Annotated in this window: 24 protein-coding genes, 1 tRNA gene and 1 other RNA gene; 24 read left to right on the forward strand and 2 right to left on the reverse strand. The window is 27.8% G+C overall.

What is annotated here, in order from left to right:
* From E0D94_RS01180 to pyrE, 8 genes are all read left to right on the forward strand, one after another.
* Positions 1-1,263, forward strand: coding sequence for an NAD(P)H-hydrate dehydratase (locus E0D94_RS01180; protein WP_207289594.1), 1,263 nt, complete (start codon positions 1-3; stop codon positions 1,261-1,263).
* 178 nt (positions 1,264-1,441) lie between these two features.
* Positions 1,442-2,356 (forward strand): aspartate carbamoyltransferase, encoded by a 915-nt coding sequence (gene pyrB / locus E0D94_RS01185; RefSeq protein ID WP_130805485.1) that lies wholly within the window; start codon positions 1,442-1,444, stop codon positions 2,354-2,356.
* Positions 2,357-2,779 carry an aspartate carbamoyltransferase regulatory subunit gene (locus tag E0D94_RS01190; protein ID WP_130805486.1) on the forward strand — a complete coding sequence of 141 codons (423 nt, stop codon included), beginning with the start codon at positions 2,357-2,359 and terminating at the stop codon, positions 2,777-2,779.
* Between the two features lie 10 nt (positions 2,780-2,789).
* Positions 2,790-3,962, forward strand: coding sequence for a dihydroorotase (locus E0D94_RS01195; protein ID WP_130805487.1), 1,173 nt, complete (start codon positions 2,790-2,792; stop codon positions 3,960-3,962).
* The gene (gene pyrF / locus E0D94_RS01200; RefSeq protein ID WP_130805488.1) at positions 3,949-4,800 is read left to right on the forward strand and encodes an orotidine-5'-phosphate decarboxylase; all 852 of its coding nucleotides are present in this window, start codon (positions 3,949-3,951) and stop codon (positions 4,798-4,800) included. The genes E0D94_RS01195 and pyrF overlap by 14 nt, the downstream gene beginning before the upstream one ends.
* Positions 4,793-5,491: a dihydroorotate dehydrogenase electron transfer subunit gene (locus E0D94_RS01205; RefSeq protein WP_130805489.1), complete on the forward strand. Its 699-nt coding sequence runs from the start codon at positions 4,793-4,795 to the stop codon at positions 5,489-5,491. The genes pyrF and E0D94_RS01205 overlap by 8 nt, the downstream gene beginning before the upstream one ends.
* The gene (locus tag E0D94_RS01210; RefSeq protein WP_130805490.1) at positions 5,484-6,386 is read left to right on the forward strand and encodes a dihydroorotate dehydrogenase; all 903 of its coding nucleotides are present in this window, start codon (positions 5,484-5,486) and stop codon (positions 6,384-6,386) included. The genes E0D94_RS01205 and E0D94_RS01210 overlap by 8 nt, the downstream gene beginning before the upstream one ends.
* 20 nt (positions 6,387-6,406) lie before the next feature.
* Positions 6,407-6,970 carry an orotate phosphoribosyltransferase gene (gene pyrE, locus E0D94_RS01215; protein WP_130805491.1) on the forward strand — a complete coding sequence of 188 codons (564 nt, stop codon included), beginning with the start codon at positions 6,407-6,409 and terminating at the stop codon, positions 6,968-6,970.
* A 79-nt stretch (positions 6,971-7,049) separates the two neighbouring features.
* On the opposite strand, the gene E0D94_RS01220 is transcribed toward pyrE, so the two are convergent.
* Together E0D94_RS01220 and E0D94_RS01225 are read right to left on the reverse strand one after the other, a co-directional pair.
* Positions 7,050-7,910 carry a YitT family protein gene (locus tag E0D94_RS01220; RefSeq protein ID WP_130805492.1) on the reverse strand — a complete coding sequence of 287 codons (861 nt, stop codon included), beginning with the start codon at positions 7,908-7,910 and terminating at the stop codon, positions 7,050-7,052.
* 63 nt (positions 7,911-7,973) lie between these two features.
* Positions 7,974-9,284, reverse strand: coding sequence for a DUF2254 domain-containing protein (locus tag E0D94_RS01225; RefSeq protein WP_130805493.1), 1,311 nt, complete (start codon positions 9,282-9,284; stop codon positions 7,974-7,976).
* A 248-nt stretch (positions 9,285-9,532) separates the two neighbouring features.
* Here E0D94_RS01225 and E0D94_RS01230 point away from each other — a divergent pair, with 248 nt between their 5' ends.
* From E0D94_RS01230 to E0D94_RS01295, 16 genes are all read left to right on the forward strand, one after another.
* On the forward strand, positions 9,533-11,002 hold the full coding sequence (locus E0D94_RS01230) for a nicotinate phosphoribosyltransferase (RefSeq protein WP_130805494.1): 1,470 nt from the start codon (positions 9,533-9,535) through the stop codon (positions 11,000-11,002).
* An 88-nt stretch (positions 11,003-11,090) separates the two neighbouring features.
* Positions 11,091-11,507 carry a YtxH domain-containing protein gene (locus E0D94_RS01235; protein WP_130805495.1) on the forward strand — a complete coding sequence of 139 codons (417 nt, stop codon included), beginning with the start codon at positions 11,091-11,093 and terminating at the stop codon, positions 11,505-11,507.
* Positions 11,508-11,536: 29 nt separating this feature from the next.
* Positions 11,537-12,013 carry a DUF948 domain-containing protein gene (locus E0D94_RS01240; RefSeq protein WP_130805496.1) on the forward strand — a complete coding sequence of 159 codons (477 nt, stop codon included), beginning with the start codon at positions 11,537-11,539 and terminating at the stop codon, positions 12,011-12,013.
* 121 nt (positions 12,014-12,134) lie between these two features.
* Positions 12,135-12,227, forward strand: a tRNA-Ser gene (locus E0D94_RS01245).
* Between the two features lie 13 nt (positions 12,228-12,240).
* An RNA gene (ffs, locus tag E0D94_RS01250) (signal recognition particle sRNA large type) lies at positions 12,241-12,505 on the forward strand.
* Between the two features lie 106 nt (positions 12,506-12,611).
* Positions 12,612-14,282 (forward strand): DNA polymerase III subunit gamma/tau, encoded by a 1,671-nt coding sequence (gene dnaX / locus E0D94_RS01255; protein ID WP_130805497.1) that lies wholly within the window; start codon positions 12,612-12,614, stop codon positions 14,280-14,282.
* Between the two features lie 18 nt (positions 14,283-14,300).
* On the forward strand, positions 14,301-14,636 hold the full coding sequence (locus E0D94_RS01260) for a YbaB/EbfC family nucleoid-associated protein (protein ID WP_130805498.1): 336 nt from the start codon (positions 14,301-14,303) through the stop codon (positions 14,634-14,636).
* A gap of 52 nt (positions 14,637-14,688) precedes the next feature.
* Positions 14,689-15,288: a recombination mediator RecR gene (recR, locus tag E0D94_RS01265; protein WP_130805499.1), complete on the forward strand. Its 600-nt coding sequence runs from the start codon at positions 14,689-14,691 to the stop codon at positions 15,286-15,288.
* An 858-nt stretch (positions 15,289-16,146) separates the two neighbouring features.
* A complete protein-coding gene (locus tag E0D94_RS14675; protein WP_165442824.1) occupies positions 16,147-16,302 on the forward strand; it encodes a hypothetical protein in 156 nt (51 codons plus the stop codon).
* Positions 16,303-16,397: 95 nt separating this feature from the next.
* Positions 16,398-16,688, forward strand: coding sequence for a sodium:dicarboxylate symporter (locus E0D94_RS01270; RefSeq protein WP_130805500.1), 291 nt, complete (start codon positions 16,398-16,400; stop codon positions 16,686-16,688).
* Between the two features lie 289 nt (positions 16,689-16,977).
* Positions 16,978-17,361, forward strand: coding sequence for a hypothetical protein (locus E0D94_RS01275; RefSeq protein ID WP_130805501.1), 384 nt, complete (start codon positions 16,978-16,980; stop codon positions 17,359-17,361).
* 119 nt (positions 17,362-17,480) lie between these two features.
* Entirely contained in the window at positions 17,481-17,660 is a 180-nt protein-coding gene (locus tag E0D94_RS01280; RefSeq protein ID WP_130805502.1) for a hypothetical protein, read from the forward strand.
* Between the two features lie 44 nt (positions 17,661-17,704).
* Complete coding sequence (locus E0D94_RS15060; protein ID WP_278044673.1) at positions 17,705-17,827, forward strand: hypothetical protein; 123 nt, start codon at positions 17,705-17,707, stop codon at positions 17,825-17,827.
* Positions 17,828-18,313: 486 nt separating this feature from the next.
* Positions 18,314-18,496, forward strand: a complete 183-nt coding sequence (locus E0D94_RS01285; RefSeq protein WP_130805503.1) for a hypothetical protein — start codon at positions 18,314-18,316, stop codon at positions 18,494-18,496.
* Between the two features lie 585 nt (positions 18,497-19,081).
* Positions 19,082-19,261 (forward strand): hypothetical protein, encoded by a 180-nt coding sequence (locus E0D94_RS01290; RefSeq protein WP_130805504.1) that lies wholly within the window; start codon positions 19,082-19,084, stop codon positions 19,259-19,261.
* Between the two features lie 260 nt (positions 19,262-19,521).
* On the forward strand, positions 19,522-20,199 hold the full coding sequence (locus E0D94_RS01295) for a hypothetical protein (RefSeq protein ID WP_130805505.1): 678 nt from the start codon (positions 19,522-19,524) through the stop codon (positions 20,197-20,199).
* Positions 20,200-20,224: the final 25 nt, after the last annotated feature.

The raw sequence follows: 20,224 nt of genomic DNA on the forward strand, positions 1-20,224 counted from the left end.
ATGAGTGTGGGAATAGATATTGTAAAGATTCATAGAATAGAAGATATTTTAGATAAAAAAAGAGATAGCTTTTTAAATAAAATATTTACTACAGAAGAAAAACAGTATATAAAAGAAAAAAAATATAGTCCTCAAACTATAGCAGGGCTATTTTCTGCAAAAGAATCTATAAGTAAAGCTATAGGAACTGGGATAGGTAAAGTTTCATTTAAAGATATAGAAATATCTCATGATAAATTTGGCAAGCCTATAGTAATTATAAATGAAAAGGTTAAAAGCTTTGGAATTTCAAAAATTGATTTAACTATTACTCATGAAATAGATTATGCTGTTAGTTTTGCAAAGGTAAACTTTAAAATAAATGATAATATTATAGAAATACCAGAAGAATTAAAGGGGTTATTAACTAAGAGAAATCCAGAAAGTCATAAAGGTGATTATGGAAAGGTATTAATAATAGGTGGAAGTAGGGGTATGACAGGTTCTGTAACTTTATCTTCTAAATCAGCTATGAGAACAGGTTCAGGGCTAGTATATACTATGGTACCAGAATACTTAGAAACCATAATGAGTATAAAGCTAACTGAAGAAATAGTAAAGATAGCAAAAGATAATGGTAAAGGATATTTTATAAAAAAATCTTTAGAAGAGATATTAAATAATACAAAAGATAAAGACGTATTAGCAATAGGACCAGGCATGGGAACTTTTGAAGATAATATATATTTATTAAGAGAAATTATAAAAAATATAAATATACCTTTAGTGATAGATGCAGATGGACTAAATTCATTATCTACAGATATAGATATTTTAAAAAATAAGAAAAATTCAATAGTAATCACACCACATCTTGGAGAGATGGCTAGATTACTTGATAAAAGTATAAAAGAAATTGAAAATAATAGAGTTTATTATGCAAAACATATAAGTAATAAATATAATATTGTAACTGTATTAAAAGGAAGTAATACTATAGTTTCATACAAAGATGAAATATATATAAACAATTCAGGAAATCCTGGCATGGCGAAAGCTGGTAGTGGTGATGTACTTACAGGGATTATAATATCTCTTATAGGTCAAGGATTAGAACCATTTAATGCAGCAAAACTTGCAGTATATATTCATGGTCTAGCTGGTGATTTTGCAAGGGATAAAAAAGGTGAGCATTCTATGATAGCTAGTGATATTGTGGATAGTATTGGAGATGCTATAAATTTTCTATTGACAAATAAAAAATTTAGTAGTAAACTTAATTAAAGTTAAATAAAATAAAGATATCTTTAAGTTGGTCCGAGAGACCAAAAAGGTACAATGAACTATGGGATAGTTATGCATATTTATGCCTTCTTAAAGAAATCTTTAAGAAGGCATTTTTTAATGCCAAAATAAATACCTTTAAAATAGTTCTGTGAAACTAGAAAGGAGTTGTATAATTATGTTAAAAGGAAGACATTTAATTGAACCAAGAGATTTTTCATTAGAAGAATTAGATGAAATTTTTTCTCTCGCTGAAGACATTATAAAAAATGAAAAAAATTATCTGGATAAGTGTAGAGGTAAATTACTTGCTTCACTTTTCTATGAACCATCGACTAGAACTAGATTTAGTTTTGAATCTGCAATGTATAGGCTCGGAGGACAAGTGGTAGGATTTTCTGAAGCAGCAAGCTCTTCTGTATCAAAAGGTGAATCTGTAGCTGATACTATAAAAACTATTGCATGTTATTCTGATATAGCTGTAATGAGACATCCAAAAGAAGGAGCACCACTTCTTGCTTCTAAAAATACTGATATGCCTATTATAAATGCTGGTGATGGAGGTCATCAACATCCTACTCAAACATTAACTGATTTACTCACCATAAGAATTCTAAAAAAAGACTTATCAAATCATACTATAGGACTATGCGGAGACCTTAAATTTGGTAGAACAGTCCATTCTCTAGTAAAAGCAATGAAAAGATATTTAAATATAAATTTTGTATTTATATCTCCTGAAGAACTTCAAATTCCTGATTATATAAAAGATGATTTACAAGAAAATAGCTACTATGAAACTGAAAGCCTTGATGAAGTAATAGATAAATTAGATATACTCTATATGACAAGAGTACAAAAAGAAAGGTTTTTTAATGAAGAAGATTATGTACGTTTAAAAGATAGCTATATTCTAACAAATGAAAAACTTAAAAATTCAAAAGAAGACTTAATAATAATGCATCCCCTTCCAAGAGTAAATGAAATAGCAGTTGAAGTTGATAGGGATAAAAGAGCTGTATATTTTGAGCAAGCAAAATTTGGGATGTATGTACGAATGGCTTTAATATTAAAATTATTGGGGGTGGAGTAAATGTTAAATATCGATAGTATTAAAAAAGGTATAGTAATTGATCATATAAAAGAAGGATATGGATATAAGATATTTAAAGAGTTAGGACTTCACAAAGTTGATTATAGAGTTGCACTTATAAGAAATGTTTCATCTAGAAAACAAGGTAAAAAAGACCTTATAAAAATAGAAAATAAAATAGATTTAGATTTAAATGTACTTGGAATAATAGATCCAGATTTAACTGTAAATATAATTGAAGATGAAGAAATAAAAGAAAAGATAAAATTATCACTTCCAGAAAAGGTTAAAGGTATATTTACTTGTAAAAACCCAAGATGTATAACAAGTGAAGAAAATATAGAAGATGTAGAATTTATACTTGTGGATAAAGATAAAAAAGAATATAGATGTGAATACTGTGATACAAAAACTTCTTTATAGGAGGCTAAATGTGGATTATATAATAAAAAATGCGAAAATTGTGGATAAGAGAAAAACTCTTACAGGGGACCTGTGGATAAGTAATGGAAAAATAAAAAAAATATCAAATAATATAGATAGTGTTGGAAAAGAAATTATAGATGGAGAAGGAAAAGTAGTAATGCCATCTTTTATAGATATGCATGTTCATTTAAGAGAACCTGGACAGACTGAAAAAGAGGATTTAATAACAGGTGAGAAAGCTGCAGTAAAAGGTGGATTTACTCATGTATGTGCCATGGCAAATACAAATCCAGTTTGTGATAATAAGACAATTATAGAATATATATTAAATAAACACAAAGAAAATGAAATATGTGGTTTAACTCAAATATCAGCACTTACAAAAGGCCTTAAAGGTGAAGAGTTTGTAGATATAGATGAAATGCTTGAGTTTACTAATCTCTTTTCAGATGATGGAGTAAATGTAGATGATGATGAACTTTTTAAAGAGGCTTTAAAATTATCAAAAGAAAAAAATTTTAAAATACTTACTCATTGTGAACCAGAAGCAGAAACTATAAAAAGAGATTTAAAATTAATAGAAGAAGTTGGTGGAAACCTTCATATTTGTCATATAAGCCTTAGAGAAAGTTTAGATTTAATAAAAGAATATAAAAATAAAGGACTTAAATTTAGCTGTGAAGTAATGCCACATCATATATTTGAATGGGATAATGATTATAGAGTTAATCCTCCTTTTGCAACAAAAGATGATAGGGATGCAATGATAGAAGGGATAAAAGAAGGAATAATTGATGTAATAGCTACAGATCATGCTCCTCATACAAAGAAGGATAAAGAAAATGGAGCTCCTGGAATATCAGGAATAGAAGAGGCATTTTCATATGTTTATACTATATTTAAAGAAGAAGGAATTTCACTCAATTGTTTAAGCGAGAAGATGTCTTATACACCCTCAAAATTATTAGGACTTGATGAAGCGCTTATAGAAGAAGGAAAAGATGCAAATTTAGTATTAGTAAATTTAAATGAAAGCCATAAAATCAATACAAACGATTTTGTATCAAAAGGTAAGAATACACCTTTTGAAGGTAGACAAGTATATGGAAAAATTCTTAAGACCATAAAAAATGGTGAAATAGTATATAAAAATGAGGAGAGAAAATATGATAATAGATAAATTATACAAAGAATGTATAGAGAAAAGCCCAATATGTGTAGGGCTTGATACAAAAATAGAATATTTGCCAGAGTATTTAATGAAAAATGATATGAGTATAGAAGAAAAGATATTTACATTTAATAAAATGATAATAGATAATACAAGTGATTTAGTAGCATGTTTTAAAGTTCAAATTGCTTTTTATGAAGCATTAGGAATAGAAGGATTAAAAGCATATAGCAAAACAGTTAAATATATAAGAAAAAAAGGAAAAATTGTAATAGGAGATATAAAAAGAGGAGATATATCATCAACAGCAGAAGCGTATTCAGATGCTCATTTTAGTGGTGATTTTGAAGTAGATATAATTACTGTAAATCCATATATGGGTTATGATTCAATTAGTCCATATGAAAAATATATGGAAAATAAAGATAAAGCACTATTTATGTTAATTCATACTTCAAATAAAAGTTCAAAGGATTTTCAAGAGTTAAAAATCCATGAAGAAAAATTATATATGAAGGTAGCAGAAAAATGTAATAAGTGGGGAGAAAATTCTATAGGTGAATCTGGATTTAATAAAATAGGTGGAGTAGTAGGTCTTACTTTCCCAGAAGAATTTTTAGAAATAAAGAAAAAGACACCAAATACATTTTTCTTAATTCCTGGCTATGGGGCTCAAGGAGGAAAAGGGGAGAGTATAAAAGAGATATTTAAAGATGGTATATGTGGAGTTATAAACTCTTCAAGAGGAATTATAACTGCTCATAAAGGAAAAAATGAAGATGAAAACTTTGTAAAATACACAAGACAAGCAGTCCTTTCTATGAAGGAGGATTTAATCATTGGCTAAAATACTAGAAAATATAAAAGTATCAGATAGAATATATAAATTAATTATAGAAGGTAAATTTCATGGAGAAATGGGCCAATTTTTTATGATAAGAGGATGGGGTGACTATCCTCTTTTATCTAGACCACTTAGTATTCATGATAAAAATAATGAAAGTATAACATTTTTATATAGAGTAGAAGGTATTGGAACAAATAAATTAACGGAGTTAAGTAAAGAGGACAATGTTAAATTAGAAGGTCCATATGGTAACGGCTATCCAACTGTTAAAGGAAAAATAGCTATAGTTGGTGGGGGGATAGGTATTGCACCTTTACTTTATACTGCTAAAAATTTAAAGAACAGAGTAAAAGAATTAGATATATATTTAGGATTTACAGAAAAAGAATATTTAACAGAGGAATTTTGGAAATATGCAGATAATTTATATGTTTCAGTAGGTGATTTTATAACTGAAAAATTAAACGTAGATAATTATGATCATATACTTACTTGTGGGCCAGAGATTATGATGAGAAAAATAGTAGATATGTCAAAAGACAAAAATGTAAAAACTTATGTTTCAATAGAAAAACATATGGCATGTGGAGTAGGAGCGTGTCTTGTATGCAGTTGTAAAACAAAAAATGGGATGAGTAGAGTCTGTAAAGATGGTCCAGTTTACCCGGGAGAGGATGTATTTTATGAGTAATTTAAATGTAGAGTTTGGAAAAGTTAAATTTAAAAATCCTGTAATAACAGCATCTGGTACATTTGGATTTGGACGAGAATACAAAGAAATTTATGATATAGATCTTTTAGGTGGAATATCTACAAAAGGAATCACAAAGGAAAAAAGAGATGGAAATACTGGTATGAGGATACATGAAACTTCATCTGGAATAATGAACAGTGTAGGACTTGAAAATCCAGGAGTAGAAGGATTCTTAAAAAATGAAATACCATTTCTAGAAAAATTAAATACTAATATAATAGTAAATATAGGAGGAGCATGTGAGAGTGATTATTTATATGCTATAGAAAAGGTATCAGAGACAAATATAGATATGATCGAACTAAATATATCATGTCCTAATGTAAAAGCAGGAGGTATGGCTTTTGGTATAAAAACTAAAGATGCAAGACAAATTGTAAAAAGTGCAAGAAAAGTTACAAATCTACCACTTGTAGTGAAATTATCTCCTAATGCAGAAGATATAGTGGATATTGCTAGGGCCTGTGAAGAGGAAGGTGCAGATGGACTATCTTTAGTTAATACATTTAAAGGTCTTGCTATAGATATAGAAAAAAGGAAACCAATATTTGAAAATATATATGCAGGAGTATCAGGACCATCAATAAAGCCTATGGCACTTAGAATGGTAAATGAAGTATATAAAAATACTAACATACCTATAATGGGTATGGGAGGAATAATGAATGCAACTGATGCTATCGAATTTATAATGGCAGGATCAACATGTATTCAAGTTGGCACAGCTAATTTTGTAAATCCAAGAATAGCTATAGATATTATAAAAGGTATAGATAATTTCATGGAAAAAGAGGGTATAAAATCTTTAGATGAAATAATAGGAATAATATAAAAAATAAGGGAGAGTGTTAAATGAATAATGTTATAAAACTATTAGAAAGATCGAGTGCACTAATGGAAGGACATTTTTTATTATCATCAGGGAAACATAGTAATAGATACGTGCAATGTGCAAAAGTTTTAAGCTATCCAGAATATGCAGAAATGGTTATATCTGAAGTAGTAAGAAAAATATCGGATTTAGACATAGACTTAATAGTAGGCCCTGCAATGGGTGGAGTAATTGTAGCTTATGAAATGGGTAGACAATTGGAAATACCTGCTATATTTACAGAGAGAAAAGATGGAGAGATGACTCTTAGACGTGGTTTTGAAATAAGAAATGGAGCTAGAGTTATGATAGCTGAAGATGTTGTAACTACCGGAAAATCCACTATGGAAACTAAAAAAGTTATAGAAGAGTTAGGTGGAGATGTTATAGGAGTTGCATCAATTATAGACAGAACTGGTGGGAAATCAGAACTTAATATCCCATTATATGGTGCAGTAAAAATAGATATAGATACATTTGAAAAAGAAAATTGCCCATTGTGTAAAGATGGAAGTACTCCAGTAAAACCAGGTAGTAGAAATTAAAATAAAAGGGATATGAAAGATTAATCTTTCATATCCCTTTTATTTTACATAAAAACCTTCTAGGACAATTGTATTTAATCTAAAATACAGGTTTTTTAAATCCACTTCCATGAATTTCTGCTGTATCCATGACTGTCATAAAAGCATCTTCATCTATATCAGTTACTACATTTTTAACTACAGCAAGTTGTCTAGTTGAAACTACACAATATATTACTTTTTGCTTACGTCTACTGTAAGCTCCTTCTCCTTCCAAAAAGGTAATTCCTCTATTTACACTTTTCATAAGAGCATTTGAAAGATCTTCATAATTATTTGTTACTATTAATACTAATTTTTTAGTATCTAATCCTATTATTATTTTATTCATAACAGCACTAGCTATAAACATGCTTATAAGAGTATATATAGCTAAAGTATAATCACTTATTGTAGCATTTATAAGAACTATAATTACATTTGTTACAAATAAAATTGTAGATATACCTATTTCAAACTTTTTTTTCATGATTACAGAAACTATATCAGTGCCACCAGTAGATGCTCGGACTTTGAATATAACCCCTGATGAAAATCCAATAAATATTCCACCATATATTGTAGATGCTAATATATCTTCTATCCACATTGTTTCACTTAAAAATTCTGTTATATATAGAAAGAATGAAAGTGAGGTCATTCCAACTATACTTACAAATGCAAAACGTCTATCAATTTCCTTTATTCCAAATATAAATATAGGTATATTTAATAGAAGTACAAAAATACCAGTATTTAAACCTGTAATATATTTTAAAATTATTGCAATACCAGATACTCCTCCAGCAAGTAAATTATGTGGAATAATAAATGCATTTATTCCAATAGACATTATAAGTGTACCTAAAAGTATTACAACTGAGCTTTTTAGCCATTCTGATTTTAATATTTTTTTAGCCATATAAACACCTCCAGAAAAGATTACTTCTACTATAATAAATCATAGGAATCATTAAATCAATACCTATTTTAATATTAATTTACTCTTATTCTGTTCTGTTAACCGTGCTAATTTTTCTATTTTTAAATTTATGTATTTTTTATCTAAATCTTCTAAGCTGTCTTTCTTAAAACTATTGATTACATATTTGGCAAAGTCCCATACCTTTAATTTAATTTTAATATTACTTTCAACTAATATACATAATGACTCTAGTATTTCTGTAAGTATTGATTGATCTCCATTTCCATAATATATTATTTGATAATAAGATAGATACAATAGTTCATCAAAGTCAGAGTATTTCATAGTAAGTCTCAATACATCTTTATTATCATGATAATACATAGTATGGATTTGCGACATTGATATTTGAGATAATATTACTGAAAGCTTCTTTATACAAAGTATAGCTGTATTAGGATCATTTATGCCAGGAGATAGTGCCTTTAACGCTACATCTACTATTTTTTGTATTCCAAATTCAATATCTTGAAACATAGATCTATAGTTTCCTATAGTGATATTTTCAGTAATTATTTTGACATCTTCTAAAGATTTATTACTATAAGCTGTAAGTATTTGATTTCCTTTAATAACAAACTCACCTATTTTTCTTTCCATTTCAATAGAAATATCCAGATCTTTTGCAAGGTTTATAATTTCCGATGTATCTACAAGTTGGATATACCCTGTTTCTGGAGCTAGAACTTGTATTGATAAGTCTGGATTTTCTATCATATATAAAGGTTCATATCGTATTCTTTCATCATTTATAACACGGTTATCAAGTTCATTTATTAAATATATTGATTCATTAGATATATTATTTATAAGTTTATTTACTTGCATGAACGTAGCTACATGATGTATGAAAAATATAAAAAAGGCAACAGAAAAAATAGATGCTATTACACCAACAAGTGCAGAAAGTACAAAGCTATTTTCTAAATCTTCTTTTAGAAATAACAGAGACATTATAAGATATATAAAAGTACCCAAAAATACCCCTAATATTCTTAAAGTTATCTTTTTATTTAAAAAATCTTGTAATGTTCTAGGTGAATATTGGGACGAATATGTACTTAGTACTACCATCATTGTAGAAAATGCTATAGTCATCATAGTTATAATGGCAGCAGCAAGTGATGAAAGTATTGTTTGAGCCAAATCAAAATCAGTTAATAGTACTTGTGGAATATAAATTTTTATCTCTTCTGCAAGAAAAGTATCAATTGATATTATTATTATAGATAATATAAAGGAAATAACTCCATATATTACTGGCACAAACCAAATTTTTGATCTAATTTTTAATATCCACCTATTGACCATATAATCACTCCGAAATTTAAATTGAATAAAGAAAAGAGAGTAGGTCTATGGGGGAGTTCCTACTCTCTTTCTACCACTATTAAAGGGGCTTTGCATGGGGTTAATAATAGTATACCCAAGCATAAAAAAAACAAACATAATTATATAAAAAATAAACTAAAATATTTTTTCTTTGAATTATACACATTAAAGGTTATAATAAAACTAATGAGATAACGATTACATAATAAAGGAAGAGGGCGAACTCAATGACAAAAATTGATTGGCAAGATAAAAAAAATCTAACAATGCTTGCAGATTTCTATGAACTTACTATGGCAAATGGATATTTAGAACATGGTTTACATGAAAAAATAGCATATTTTGATATGTTTTTTAGACGAATTCCAGATAATGGTGGATTTGCAATAATGGCAGGGGTAGAACAATTAATAGAATATCTTAAAAATCTACAGTTTTTAGAGGAAGATATAGACTATTTAAGAGAAAAAAATATGTTTAGTGAAAAATTTCTAGATTATCTAAGAGATTTTAAATTTGAATGTGATGTATGGGCAGTAAAAGAAGGAATGCCAATATTTCCAAGAGAGCCAATTGTAAAAGTAAGAGGACCTGTCATACAAGCTCAATTTATAGAAACTATGATACTTTTAACTATAAATCATCAAAGTTTGATTGCAACAAAAGCTAATAGAATAGTAAGGGCTGCAGCTGGGAGACCAGTACTTGAATTTGGTTCAAGAAGAGCACAAGGCTATGATGGTGCTACTTTAGGAGCAAGAGCATCATATATTGGAGGATGTGCTGGAACAGCTTGTACTATAGCTGACAGGGATTATAATATACCTGCTACAGGAACTATGGCTCATAGTTGGGTACAGTTATTTGAAACAGAAGAAGAAGCATTTAGAACTTATGCAAAGACTTATCCAGATAATTGTGTATTATTAGTTGATACTTATGACGTACTTAAATCAGGCGTACCTAATGCAATTAAAGTTTTTAAAGAAGAAGTAGTAGAAAAAGGTTATAGGCCAAAAGGAGTAAGGCTTGATAGTGGAGATATAGCATATCTTTCAAAGGCAGTTAGAAAAATGCTTGATGAAGCAGGGTTAGAAGATTGTAAAATAGTAGCATCAAATTCATTAGATGAATATATAATACGTGAATTACTGCTTCAAGATGCAAAAGTAGATTCATTTGGTGTAGGTGAAAGACTTATAACATCTAAATCTGAACCTGTATTTGGTGGTGTTTATAAACTTGTAGCTGTGGAAAAGGATGAAAATATAATACCAAAAATTAAAGTAAGTGCTAATGTTGAAAAAATTACAACACCAGGTGCTAAAGATCTTTATAGATTATATGATAAAGAAACAGGTAAAGCTATAGCAGATTTAGTTACAATGGAAGGAGAAAAGGTATATGAAGATAGACCATATGAATTATTTAATCCTTTATATACTTGGAAAAGAAAAAAAGTTTATAATTTTAGAGCAGAAAAGATACTTACAAAAATATTTGATAAAGGAAAATGTATATATGAAAGCCCTAATGTAGATAATATAAAAAGATTTTGTAAAGAACAAATAGATACTCTTTGGGAAGAAGTATTAAGGTTTGAACATCCTCATAAATATTATGTAGATTTATCATATGATTTATGGAAAATAAAAGATGACTTGCTAAAAGAATATTCAGTTGAAAAATTAAGTTAATAAATGTTAAAAAGATGTTAATACAAGCTTTCCATGGGTATAAAGAGGAATAACAGAAAAACAATAGAAAATAATAGGAGGGTTTTGTATGTTTTTTAAATCAATGATTGATGATGTATTAAATAAGAGAGAGAAAGAAAGAAAAAGAGCTATGGCAAAAGGCGCTACTAAAGGTCTTACAGTAGGAGCAGCTTTAGGAGCAGTAGCAGGATTATTATTTGCACCTAAATCAGGTAAAGAGACAAGAGAAAATATAAAAGTTAAGGCAAATGAAACAAGAGAAGATTTAATGGAAATGGCAAATGAAAAAAAAGAAGATTTAAAAGCAAAAATAGAACAAACAAAACAAGTTGTTCAAACTACAACAGAAGGTTTGAAAAAAACTGCAGATGAAACTAAGAAAAATTTACAAGAAACAAAAGAAGCAGCACAAGAAACAAAAGATGCAATAGATAAAACTCAAAATGATTTAGATGAAATGAATAAGGATTCAAAAAACAAATAACAAATAATAGAATATAATAAACTAAGGGGGTGTTATATATCGATGCATTAATATCACTAGAAGATTTACTAGTTGGTTTATTAGCCCTTGTAGGAATAGGAGTCGGTATTTTCCTTATATTGGTACTTAAAAATTTAGCTGGAGTCTTGAAAAATGTAAAGGTACTTGTTGATGATAATCGAGAAAATGTAGATGATGCTCTTAAAAATTTACCTGATATAATGAATAATGTGAATGAAATTACTGATGATGTAAATTATGCATTAGATGATATGTCCAAATCTCTTCCTGTTATAGTTAGAGATGTTGAAGGAATTACTACTACAGCAAGAGTAACTGTAGAAAAGGCAGGACAAACTGTAAATACAGTAGAACAAGGTGTAAAAGATACAGTTGAGACAGTAAAAGGAACAATATATACAGTTAAAGATAGTAGTGAAAATGCAACCACCTACATAAAGGTTATTGCAAAAATATTAAAAGTTATTGCAGCTAGACTAAAATAATATTATATAAAAGTCAAGGGAATTTTCCCTTGACTTTTATATTGTCTCTTGACAAATATAGTTTTTTTTTATATAATAAGTATCTGTTGACAGTACAAACTGTTATAAAATAAAAATATACGGAGAGATGGTTGAGTCTGGTTTAAGGCGCTCGCCTGGAAAGCGGGTAGGCGGTAGTACCGTCTCGAGGGTTCAAATCCCTCTCTCTCCGCCAGTATAAATCTTTGCCGTGATAGATGGGGAGGTAGCGGTGCCTTGTAACCTGCAATCCGCTATAGCAGGATCGAATTCCTAGTTGAGGCCTAACTTGTTAGGGTCTGCCCTAGGTAAGTGGTGTTGACGATTGGGTCCTACGCAACGGAAATTCATGAATCCCGTCAGGTCTGGAAGGAAGCAGCGGTAAGTGAACACTTTCGTGTGCCGTAGGGAAACCTGATCCGAGCTAACTGCCTAGGTAACGCCTGGTTAGTTATGTCGATTCTAGGTTCACGGCTTAAAAATTAAAACAAAAGCTATGGAATATTCCATAGCTTTTTGTTCTATAAAGTAACAGATTATGGTATAATGATTTTAGAAAATAGATATTGTAGGTGAGAAGATGGCATTTAAAGCTCTTTACAGGAGATTTAGACCAAAAACATTTAGTGATGTAGTAGGTCAGGATCATGTAACTAAAATACTAAAAAATCAAATATTAAATGACAATATAGCTCATGCATATTTGTTTTCTGGAACAAGAGGCACAGGAAAAACCTCAACAGCTAAAATATTTGCAAGGGCTGTTAATTGTACCAGTGATACAGATATTCCTTGTAATAAATGTGAAGTATGTAAATCCATATTAGATGACAATATAATGGATGTAGTCGAAATGGATGCTGCTTCAAATAATAGTGTAGATGATATTCGAGATTTGAAAGAAAAAGTTAAATATCCCCCTTCTAAAGGAAGATACAAAGTATATATAATAGATGAGGTTCATATGCTTTCTAAAGGAGCATTTAATGCATTACTTAAAACACTAGAAGAGCCTCCAAATCATTTGATTTTTATACTTGCAACAACCGAAGTACAAAAACTACCTGCAACTATTCTTTCAAGATGTCAAAGGTATGATTTTAAGAGAATAACTGTGAATCAAATAGTAGATACTATGAAAGATATTTTACAAGATTTAAATATAGATGCAGAAGCAAAAGCATTACAATTAATAGCTAGAAATTCAGATGGAGCTATGAGAGATGCATTAAGTATATTAGATCAATGTATATCCTTTGCAGATAAAAATATAAGTTATGAATATGTATTAGAAGTACTTGGAACAGTAAATAATGATATAATATTTGATATGGCTGAAAATATAATTGAAAAAGATTTAGAAGCTTCCCTTAAAACTGTAGACAACTTAATTTCTATAGGTAAAGATATACATCAATTTATAAAAGATTTAATAAGTCACTTTAGAAATCTTATGGTATCTAAATCTTCAGACAAACTAAATGATATAATAGACGGTACAGATGAAACTATAAATAGATTTAAAGAACAGTCTCAAAATATAAGTTTAAATAGGATAATATCAATAATTAAATTACTATCAGAGGCTGAAGTAAGTAGTAAATATTCTTCTCAACCTAGAATAATATTAGAAACTACACTTATGAAAATGATATCAGTTGAACTTGATACTTCAATTGAATCTCTTTTAATTCGTGTAAATTTATTAGAAAATAAGATTAAAATGGGTAATATAGTAGTAGAGGAATCAAAATTACAAGAAAAAAGAGAAGATAAAAAGAAAAAAACAATACAATCAAAAGAAATTTTGAAAAAAGATATAGATAAAAATAAAAAGGAACAAGTCTCTATAAAAGAAACAAAGTTAAAAGAAGATACAGTTCATAATAAGGAAATAAATGAAAATATAAATATAAATGATATAATGAAAATATGGCCTGATATGTTAAAGCGAATAAAGTCAGAGAAAATAAGTGTTCAAGCTTTATTATCTGAAGGAAATCCTCATGATATAGAAGGGAAAACATTATATGTTTTATTTAAAGATGGATTTGGTTTTCATAAAGATGCAGTAGATAAAGATGATAATAAAAAATATATAGAGAATACATTGAATAGTATTCTAAATTCCAATCTAAATATAAAGTTTATGATGGAAGATGAAGTTTCTAAAAAAGAAGATGTAGTTGATAGCCTTACACAAGAAGTTATCGATGTGTTTGGAGCAGATATTGTAGAAATAGAAGAATAAAATAAGGAGTGATTTTCAATGGCAAAAGGTGGATTTAAAGGAATGGGAAATATGGGTGGCATGATGAAACAAGTCCAACAAATGCAAAAGAAAATGCAAAAGATGCAAGCGGAATTAGAAGAAAAAGAAGTAGAAGCAAGTGCAGGCGGTGGAGCTGTTACAGTAAGAGTAAATGGTAAAAAAGAAGTATTAGAAGTAAACTTAGATGAAGATGTAGTAGATCCTGATGATATAGAAATGCTTCAAGATCTTATAATAGCAGCTACAAATGAAGCTATTAGAAAAGCAGAAGAAATGGTATCAAGTGAGATGGGTAAATTAACTGGTGGAATGAATATCCCAGGACTTATGTAATATCAAAGGGCCTAATAGGCCCTTTAACTTTTTTATGATTAGAGGTGAAATGATGGATTATTTTGCTAGACCACTATCAGCATTAATAGAAGAATTTGCAAAACTTCCTGGCATAGGTAAAAAAACAGCACAAAGATTAGCATTTCATGTATTAAACATGAACAATGAAGATGCTAATAGTTTTGTAAAATCCATAATAAATGCTAAAAAAAATATAAAATATTGTAGTAATTGTTTTAATCTTACAGATATAGATCCTTGTAAAATATGTTCCAGCAAGAAAAGAGATGATTCAATCATTTGTGCTGTTGAAGACCCAAAGGATATTGTAGCAATGGAGAGAACTCGTGATTTTAATGGATTATATCATGTATTACATGGGAGTATTTCACCTATGGAAGGAATAGGCCCAGATGAAATAAAAATAAAAGAATTATTAAATAGATTAAAAGATGATAAAGTAAAAGAATTGATATTAGCTACAAACCCTAATATAGAAGGTGAAGCTACAGCTATGTATATAGGAAAACTTGTAAAACCAATGGGAATAAAGACTACAAGAATAGCCCATGGAATACCAGTAGGTGGAGATTTGGAATATGCAGATGAAGTAACTCTTGCAAAAGCTCTTGAGGGAAGAAGAGAATTTTAGAGTATAATTTATGATGTATAAATCAAATAAACTCCTATCAAAAAGTAAATTAGTTCTATAACTGAAAATAAACTTTTATAATAATACATGCTCTTAGAGGAAATGAAACACCTTTAAAAGCATGTTTTTTTATTGAAAAGATAAATAGAAAAGAATAGAATGGCTTAAAACCAAAGGATTGAAGTACTAAATAGAAAAGAAAATAGAAAAGACAAATAGATAAAAACCACCACTTAAACCTTAAATCTTAGTCCTTAATTCTGATAAATCTTTATTTGCTTTTTGTTAGTGATAAGTACCAAGGATCAAGGGAAAAGAGGGTAAAAACAAGGGTAATAATGATGAAATGTTGAAAATTGTCGAGAAAAGACGAATGAGAAAATGAGTGGGGAGGGGGATTATTATGAAAGAAGTTTAAATTCATGATGATAAAATTTTAAATGCGTTACATATAGTTAGGATTACGTTTCAAGGGGTAAGTTTTAAGGAAAAAAATAAAATAAATATTGATTAAAGGAAAGTTTTATAAAAAATAAAATAAAGATTTATTATTATATACTTATTATAATTTTAAAAATAGGTTTTAAGTATTGTAATTACTGTGTTATATAGATTTATATCTTAAAACATAATTAGAATAATTTTACAATTAATGATATAATTTTATTTAATTAATGATAAAACATGGGGTGAAATTTTGTTTCTGAAAAGGTAATCAATATAAAAATCAAGAAAATGGTAAGTTGTATCAAAAATAAAATAAAGTTTTATCATAAAAAATACTTTAGGGATAAGGATTAAGATGTAATAGTAGAATTATATGAAACAAAGATTATTTATATAAATGGGGGAAACTAAATGAAAAAATCAAAATACCCAAAAAGGGAATCATCATTGGTTTCGAGTTCTCTTATATTGTGTGCAGGATGTATAAGTTATGTAATATGGAATCAATGGTTATTTTTAATAGGTGGGCTGATAGGATTTACTTTAATATTTCTGTTAAAAGAGTAAGTTTAATTTATGACACAATTTTCATAAACTACGCAATAAATTGATTAAATAGTGAATTTTACTGAAGTGTAATAATTACAAAGCAGGAGGATTAAATGGACACATTATTGCTAGAAGATTGGAATCTTATATATATTGTAGGAATTATATTTGCTATTGGAAGTTTAATTGTATCTTTAAAAATTTCAAGAAAAATTTTATTTTCGATATCAATTGTATTGAGTTTATTCTGCATAGGGTTATTCATCTATAGTCTGCTGGAGATTAGAAGGTGGGAATGGTTAATAATAGGAGTTTCTACTATCAGTATTTGTTTAGGAATTTGGATAGGGGCTATTTTTGGAATTATTATAAGAAAGTTTATTTATACCAAAAGAGATAATTAGGGGGACTAGAACATTAAAAACTTATCAATCGTATTATTAGTGATTGGAGTATTCCTTTATTTTTTTGAATTGCGTTCGACTAGATATGATTTTATACACCTATTATAATCATAGTTTTTGGATTAATTCTACCCTTTACAAGAGCCAAGGGTAAATAGAAAATTATAACTAAAGGAAATTTAAGGGTTTAAGGTAGAAAGTTTAAGTGACGTAATAGTAGAAAAAAGTCAACAAAGAACTACAATATATTTATGAATACTATTTATTAATAAAAGTTTGGAGTGATATTTTGAAAAAAAGAACAAAAATTATCTTGGGAAGCCTATTTATAATTTTGGTAATGCTAAATTTAACAGTACCATCGAAAGATGACTATTATGAATGGTTAGAGGACGAGTATAATATAAAAAAAAGTGATAAATTATATTATTATACCAAAGGGGATATTGAATTATTTGATAGAAGTACGTATCAAAAACGTTTTGGAATATTTGCAACAAGACAACAAAACTTTGAATATAAAGATGATGAAAAGTTATTAGGGGGTGGCTCTACAGTTATAGCATTTAGAGAATTAAATTCAGATGAAGGCTTTACCATTAGAACCTTAGAGATTGGAAAAATGATTATTACTATCGAAAAAGAAAGTATTTTATGGAAAATTTTAATGTAATGAGTTTAAGTCAATTCTCGACATTGATAAACTATGTAATAAAATGATTAATAGTGGATTTAACTCCATATGCAGTAGTAGATTATATTGAACTAAAATTAAATTTAGGAGTGATTTATGTGAAACAATATGAATATAAAGTAGAGTTCATTAAAATGGGATTAAAGGATGTGTTTAAATCCAATAACAGTCCAGATGATAAGTGGATCCATGAAAAATTAAATGGGTTTGGCAAAGAAGGATGGGAATTAGCAGGTGTATCTGGTCAATGGTTTTACTTTAAGAGAGAACTTTCTTAGTCTATATTTTTATATTTAGAGAATTATCAGAGGAGAATTTTAAGATGACTCGAAACTTATGGATAATTGGTGGGCTTTGTTTTTTAATAAGCACTATTTTTCAAATAATAGATACTACATTTATTCTAGCACCAATTTTAAATGCAAGTGCATGTGTTCTTTTTTAATAAATGCATATATTAATCATAAAAAATTTCCAACGATACTAATCATAGAGATAATGAACAGTAATTATAGATTTTGTTTATAAAAAAGCAAAAGATTATATACCACAAAAAGATATATTGCATTAAAAAGAAAGTATAGTTTTATAGAACAAATATTCTGGAGATAAGAATTGATTATAATATAGAATATTGTGCATCTAAAGCAATTTTGGATAGCACCAACATCAAATCAGTTGAATAAAACTAGGATTTATTAAGTTTCTAATAATATATCTTGTTGCAACACTAATTCGTGGGTTCACAGACATATCCTTTAATCCTTTTCATGATAAATTTGACTTAATATTATTTGTAAAAGATTTAATGATATGGACATTTTCATATATTGGTATAAGACCAATTATATCTATACTTTTTAATAAAAGGAGTTATCAAAAATAAATTATATTTATAGTAAATTTTTACTTAGAGGAAGGAGAGATTGATGTGTTTATAACAGATGAAACGTATAAAAAAGTCGGTTTAATTATTGGTATTCTAGCAGGATTAAGTTCATTGATAGGAATAATAAGTATTTTATTTTTTAGTAGTAATTATTCATATATGGCAATTGGATTAGGGATATTCTCATGCTTTACATTATTAAAGATTTATTTTAAAAAGTTCTAGAAGGAAATGAATGAATAATATTCCTAAAATAGTTCTTATTATATATTTTGCTAATTTTTAATAAAGGGGAGGTATATATATGAACTGGAAAACGTTATTTGGAATAAAAGCAATTGGTTATTTTTATATATTTGGCGTACTTGTATTAATAATTAACCCACTGAACAAACTGATCTTGCAATTAGATACGGAGTATCGAGTATATCAGAAAATATAGTTAAAACATTAGTTATTTTAATGTATTTAATAATGGTATATGGATATTTAAAATTAAAGAAATGGGGCTATTGGGTATTAATGGCTAATTCATTCTATTTACTATTAAGAAATATAATTATATTTCAGGAAGATAGTCAACAGCTATCTAATTTTAGTATGATTGTATCTATTATATTTTATAGTGTGATAATTATATATACTCTTAGTAAGAGAGAATATTTTAATACAGGATATATTCCTTAATAAGATTTGAAATTACTTAATATAATGTATACTGATATTAATATAAGACTAAAAGAGATTTTAAGATATCACGTAGAGATGGATATTATTTAGGCAGAATTTTTAATAAAGGAGTATTATAACATGAAAATCAATCAATTTTTAATTCAATTATCATATATAATGATTATTATTTTTGGGGGAGTTTTTACTATTCGTTATTTTAGAATGGATGAACTTCTATTAGATCAACTTATAGGTGTATTTATTGGTGCAATACTTCTAATAGTTTCATTACTCTGGAAAAGAAAACATATTTTATAAGAATATTAATAGTAGTTAAATTAACATTATTTTTGAAATAGGCCTTATGCATGATAAATTGCCTTAAATAGAAAGTTATAGTGATGAAATGGTTTAAAATAAGTATAATATTATGGTATCGTACAAATACGAGTGGAGTATTACTTTATACCTATCATACTTATGATTATAGGATTTATCTTATTATTTAAAGATTCAATGAGAAATAGATGGTATATATATTACATATTAGTAGAAAAGTACGAGAGAAAGGAGAATAAATGATTAAAACTATATTAATTAAATTATTTAAAATTATACTTTTTTTAATGTTAATATTTTTTATAGTGTTAGCGGGATTTATATTCTATATAGATAGGGCAACTAGACCTACTCCAGAACATGAGAGAAATATATCTGAAACTAATGTAAAAATAGAAGTAGATATTAATGATAAAAGTGAAACTAGAAATCCTATTATCAGAACGTATAAAGAAGAAAAGTATAAGAAATTTAATAAAATTAAAATAAGAAAAATAATGGATACGATTTCGGGAAATATAGAGGGTGATATTCCAAGAGTTCATCTTAGAGATGATAAAGATGTTATATACATATCTTTTATAAAAAATGAAGAAGAGGTAGAGCCAAATTATATGCCAAAAATAGAAATAGAAGTACCAGAAAGTTCAAGTGATACTTCGCCTTATAATACTGAGAATAATAGAATCATAAATGATAAATTGGAATATGAAGATGGGAAATATAGATATAAATTAAATAGATATAGAACTCAACAAGAAAAATATTTTATGCATTATAATATTATAAGAATTTATTATCAAGTAGATGGAGAAAAATATATCTCTACATTTGGTTTAAATGCTAGTAATGCAGAAGATGGAGTAGATTTTTTTAATAATGAGTCTTTAGATAAACCCAAAGAACCAGAAAGATAAGGAGAATCACTTATTTCGTATCATC

The sequence above is a fragment of the Senegalia massiliensis genome (assembly GCF_900626135.1).
GTDB lineage: Bacteria > Bacillota > Clostridia > Tissierellales > SIT17 > Anaeromonas > Anaeromonas massiliensis.